The 4,746-nt window shown below is 70.7% G+C and carries 5 protein-coding genes; 2 read left to right on the forward strand and 3 right to left on the reverse strand.

Annotated features, from left to right (window positions below; all coding sequences use genetic code 11):
* Positions 1-655 precede the first annotated feature (655 nt).
* Positions 656-3,052 (forward strand): ricin-type beta-trefoil lectin domain protein, encoded by a 2,397-nt coding sequence (locus tag AB0G02_RS28470; protein WP_360799682.1) that lies wholly within the window; start codon positions 656-658, stop codon positions 3,050-3,052.
* A gap of 71 nt (positions 3,053-3,123) precedes the next feature.
* Here AB0G02_RS28470 and AB0G02_RS28475 read toward each other — a convergent pair whose 3' ends face one another.
* Genes AB0G02_RS28475 through AB0G02_RS28485 form a run of 3 tightly spaced genes read right to left on the reverse strand, consistent with a single transcriptional unit; the run spans position 3,124 to position 3,996 of the window.
* Positions 3,124-3,387, reverse strand: a complete 264-nt coding sequence (locus tag AB0G02_RS28475; protein WP_360799685.1) for a DUF3817 domain-containing protein — start codon at positions 3,385-3,387, stop codon at positions 3,124-3,126.
* Positions 3,388-3,391: 4 nt separating this feature from the next.
* Positions 3,392-3,853 carry a hypothetical protein gene (locus AB0G02_RS28480; protein ID WP_360799688.1) on the reverse strand — a complete coding sequence of 154 codons (462 nt, stop codon included), beginning with the start codon at positions 3,851-3,853 and terminating at the stop codon, positions 3,392-3,394.
* Entirely contained in the window at positions 3,850-3,996 is a 147-nt protein-coding gene (locus AB0G02_RS28485) for a hypothetical protein (RefSeq protein WP_360799691.1), read from the reverse strand. Before AB0G02_RS28485 ends, AB0G02_RS28480 begins: the two co-directional genes overlap by 4 nt.
* Before the next feature lie 113 nt (positions 3,997-4,109).
* Here AB0G02_RS28485 and AB0G02_RS28490 point away from each other — a divergent pair.
* Positions 4,110-4,746, forward strand: a 637-nt coding sequence (locus AB0G02_RS28490) for a DJ-1/PfpI family protein (protein ID WP_360799694.1), incomplete at its 3' end; no start/stop codon positions are given.

The raw sequence follows: 4,746 nt of genomic DNA on the forward strand, positions 1-4,746 counted from the left end.
GGGTCCGCCGCACGGTGGACCCCGGCGATCGGTCTGAGCGCGGTCGCCCACGTGCTGCCCGCACTCACGACCGGCCCCTGCGCACGGCCGCCGGAATTCTGCGCGATCATCCTGTTTGCGTTCACAATGACGGCCGCCGGCACCATGCCGTCCCATTGCCCCGGTCGGCGCAACTTGGCCCGCGATGGCCGGTCATCTGCAATTGCGTGACCTCGTCGAACGGGATTCGAAGCAGTTTTGGCCGAGCCCGGCTAAAGTTAGCGTTCACATTTTAGCTTTGACTGCTCGATCGTGCACGTAGTTACATGAGCCGGAAGACCGTGGCCGCTCACACCCGGGCCACGACCCGGCCGGTCGGGCCGCCGCGACCGCCGTCGACGAAGACGATGGGACCCCGATGCGACGACGAACTCCTGTGGCACCAGACGGGATGCGCACCCTGCGCCGTTCGCCGCAGCGGGGCCACCGAAGAGACAGCTGACCAGCAGCCGCGGGGTGTTCCGCGGTGAGCGCCCGGCACAGGACCCCGGAGACCCGGCCACACCCGGTCGTCGGGCCGGTCCCGCACGCCGGTCGCCCCGCCGCGGGCGCGGATTTCCCTGCCTGGCAGGAAGTTGCCACGAGTCGCACTCACCCGATCTAGGGAGAACCGTCCATGCTCGAACACAGCCGCTTGCCCCGTCGGCTACGCGGACTGGTGGCCGTCGTGGCCCTGGCCGCGAGCGGTCTCGTGGGAGTGGCCGCCGGGCCCGCCCAGGCGGCCACCGCGATCACGATCAACGGAACGTCCGCCGGCCGCACGTTCGACGGCGTGGGCGCGGTCAGCGGCGGTGGCGGCAACAGCCGCCTGCTGATCGACTACCCCGAGCCGCAGCGCACGCAGATCCTGGACTACCTGTTCAAGCCCGGCTACGGCGCCTCGCTGCAGATCCTCAAGGTGGAGATCGGCGGCGACACCAATTCCACCAGCGGCGCGGAGCCCAGCCACGCCCACTTCCGCGGCGACCTGGACTGCAACCGCGGCTACGAGTGGTGGATCGCGGAGCAGGCCAGGGCGCGCAACCCGAACATCAAGCTGGTGGCGCTGCCCTGGGGTGCGCCGGGCTGGCTCGGCACGTTCCTGTCCCGGGACACGATCGACTACCTGCTGAGCTGGCTGGGCTGCGCCAAGCAGCACAACCTGTCCATCGACTACTTCACGGCCGCGCAGAACGAGAAGGCGTGGAGCCCCAGCTGGACGGTCGACCTGCGCAACGCGCTCAACGCCGCCGGCTACAGCTCGATGAAGCTCATCGTGGGCGACTCGTGGCCCGGTGACTGGGGCCCGGCCGGTCCGATCTCCACCGACACGGCCTACCGCAACGCCACCGACATCCTCAGCGCCCACTACACGTGCGGCTACCTGAGCGCGCAGACGTCGTGCACCGTCCCGTCCAACGTCGCCAACTCGGGCAAGGTGCTGTGGTCCAGCGAGAACGGCTCGCAGGACTACAACGACGGCGCGAAACCGCTGGCGCGCGGCATCAACCGGGTCTACCTCGACGGGAAGATGACCGCCTACCTCAACTGGGACCTGATCGCCGCGACGACGCCGAACGTCCCGTGGCCGACCGTCGGCCTGGTGCTGGCCAACCAGCCGTGGTCGGGTTACTACTCGGTCGGCAAGGACACCTGGGCGCTGGCGCACACCGCCCAGTTCACCGCTCCCGGCTGGAAGTACCTGGACTCCTCCAGCGGCTACATCGGCGGCAACCGCAACAACGGCAGCTACGTCTCGCTGAAGTCGCCGAACAACTCGGACTACAGCACGATCATCGAGACCATGGACGCCACCGCCGCCCAGACGCTGGACTTCACCGTCACCGGCGGCCTGTCCTCCGCGCCGGTGCACGTGTGGTCGACCAACCTGAACTCCAACAACACCGCCGACCACTTCCGGAAGGCCGCCGACATCACGCCCTCCGGCGGCCGGTTCTCGCTGACCGTCCAGCCCGGCTACCTCTACAGCTTCACCACGACGTCCGGTCAGGGCAAGGGCACCGCCACCAGCCCGCCCCAGGGAACGCTGAGCCTGCCCTACGCCGACGACTTCAACTCCTACGCCACCGGCAAGGAAGCGAAGTACCTGATGGACATGGAGGGCGCCTTCGAGACGGCCGCGTGCGGCGGTGGGCGTTCGGGCATCTGCGTGCGCCAGGCGTCTCCGCAGAAGGCGATCCCGTGGAAGACCGAGACGGCCCCGTACGCGTTGCTGGGCAACGTGAACTGGAGCAACTACACCGTGTCGACCGACGTGCTGCTGGAGAAGTCCGGCCAGGTCGACCTGCTCGGCCGCGTCGGCTCGCAGAAGACCACCGACCAGGGCGCGGTGAACGCCTACTACTTCCGGATCGGTGACAACGGCGCCTGGTCGGTCCTGCGCAACAACACCAACCGGCAGATCACCACGTTGCGCACCGGCACCACCACGGCACTGGGCACCGGCCGCTGGCACACCGTGACCATGGGCTTCTCCGGCAGCACCATCACGGTCGGTGTCGACGGCGCCGTGCTCGCGACGCTGACGGACTCCACCTTCGGCGCGGGTCAGCCCGGCATCGGGACGAGCCAGGGTGAGACGGCGCAGTTCGACAACCTCTCCATCACCGGTTCGAACAACAACGGCACGACGTCGTCCCTGATCAGCACCAGCTCCGGCCGCTGCCTGGACATCCCGAACCAGTCGCAGACCAACGGCACGCAGGCCACGCTGTGGGACTGCAACGGCGGTGCCAACCAGCAGTGGACCCTCACCACGGCCAAGCAGCTCCAGGTGTACGGCACGAAGTGCCTCGACGCCGAGGGCGCCGGCACCACCTCCGGCACCAGGGCGATCATCTGGGACTGCAACAGCGGGACGAACCAGCAGTGGAACGTCAACTCCGACGGCACGATCACCGGCGTCCAGTCCGGCCTGTGCCTGACCCCGAACGGCGGCGGGACCGCCAACGGCACGCTGGTGAGCCTGTCCACCTGCACCGGCGCGGCCGGGCAGAAGTGGACGAGGAGCTGATCGGCTGATCGACCAGCTCGGACGGACGCCGGCTGCCCACCCCTCGCGGGTCGGGTGGCCGGCGTTCTCCGTCACTCGGAGGCACTGCCCACGGCGCGGGCGCGGCGCAGCACGAGCAGGCCGCCGACGCCGGGCACCAGGGCGGACAACCTGGTGCGGGCACCGCCTTTCGACCAGGCGAGCACCACGACCAGCAGGTAGGCGCAGCCGTGCAGCGGTCCGACCGCGGAGGAGACCGCGGGCCGGTGCACGGTGGCGAGGTTGACCAGCAGCACCAGCACGGTCACCAGCTCGACGGCCGCCGCGACGCGCAGGGCCCGCGCGGAGGTGGTCACCGGGTCACGCCCCCGTCGTCGAGCCGGGACGCACGACCATCAGCACGGTGACCGTCGTCCACAGCAGGTTGAACAGCCCGGTGTGCATCGCCAGCCGCGACGGCGGCCACCGCGGCCTCCTCGACGCGACCACGTCGTCGAGAAGTGCGGCCTGGCGCGGCAGGACGAGCAGCACGAGCACGGCGGCGGCCAGCGCGGTCAGCGCGATCGAGGTGATCAGCCAGGCGTCGCCCAGCACGCCGAGGCTGTTCGCGGTGGCCAGCCCGAACACCGGGACGGCGATGCCGACCGCGGCGTAGACGCGGCAGGTGCGGTGCAGGCCGCGCAGCACGGCCACCTCGCGCTCACCGCCGGGTGCGGCCAGGGCACGGCGTGTGCTCGCCGGGAACGCGCCGGCGGCCACGGTGACTGGACCGATGGCGAGGATCGCCGCGAGGACGTGGACCGACAGGAGGAACTTCGTCATGCCCGACCCCCGGGAGCCGCGGCCACGGCCAGGTCCGCGTCCAGCAGGGCGGAGGCGTGCGGCGACAGCTCGCCCACACCGCCGGGCACCTCGTCCGGGGTGACGGCGTCGAGCGGGTCGAACAGCACTACCCGGGCCAACATCGGTGATCAGGCCTCCTTCGGTTCGGTGCTGTGACGCTATTGGCGTGGCCGGGAGGTGCGGAAGTGGCTGGATTGCCAGTCTGCAACGTATTCCAGCCGTCTATGCTGCGGCCATGCACACGGTGGTGGTCCTGGCGCTGGACAAGGTGGTCCCGTTCGACCTGTCCACCCCGATCGAGGTGTTCACCCGCACCCGGCTGCCCGACGGCAGGCCCGCCTACCGGCTGAAGGTCTGCGGCGTCGGACCGGCCGTGGACGCGGGCGCGTTCACGGTTCGGCCGCACTGGGGGCTGGAGGCGCTGGGCGAGGCCGACACGATCATCGTGCCCGGCCGGTCCGAGCTGGACCCGGTGCCCGAGAAGGTCCTGGACGCGCTGCGGCGGGCCGCCGCCGACGGCACCCGCATCGCCTCGATCTGCTCCGGCGCGTTCACCCTCGCCGCCACCGGCCTGCTCGACGGGTTGCGCGCCACCACGCACTGGTCCGCCGCAGCCGAGCTGGCCGCCCGGCACCCGCTGGTCGAGGTGGACCCAGACGTGCTCTACGTCGACAACGGCCAGTTCCTCACCTCGGCCGGCGCCGCCGCGGGCCTGGACCTGTGCCTGCACCTGATCCGCCGCGACCACGGCTCCGCGGTGGCCGCCGACGCCGCCCGGCTGTCGGTCATGCCGCTGGAGCGCGAGGGCGGGCAGGCCCAGTTCATCGTGCACGACCACCCGCCCGCGCCGCGCGGTTCCGCGCTGGAGCCCC

It is taken from the genome of Actinosynnema sp. NPDC023658 (assembly GCF_040639995.1).
In the GTDB taxonomy this organism is placed as follows: domain Bacteria; phylum Actinomycetota; class Actinomycetes; order Mycobacteriales; family Pseudonocardiaceae; genus Actinosynnema.

Coding starts and splice junctions, on each gene's coding strand:
- AB0G02_RS28485 (WP_360799691.1), bottom strand. CDS start 3,996: ATGTTGGCCCGGGTAGTGCTGTTCGACCCGCTCGACGCCGTCACCCCG.
- AB0G02_RS28480 (WP_360799688.1), bottom strand. CDS start 3,853: ATGACGAAGTTCCTCCTGTCGGTCCACGTCCTCGCGGCGATCCTCGCC.
- AB0G02_RS28470 (WP_360799682.1), top strand. CDS start 656: ATGCTCGAACACAGCCGCTTGCCCCGTCGGCTACGCGGACTGGTGGCC.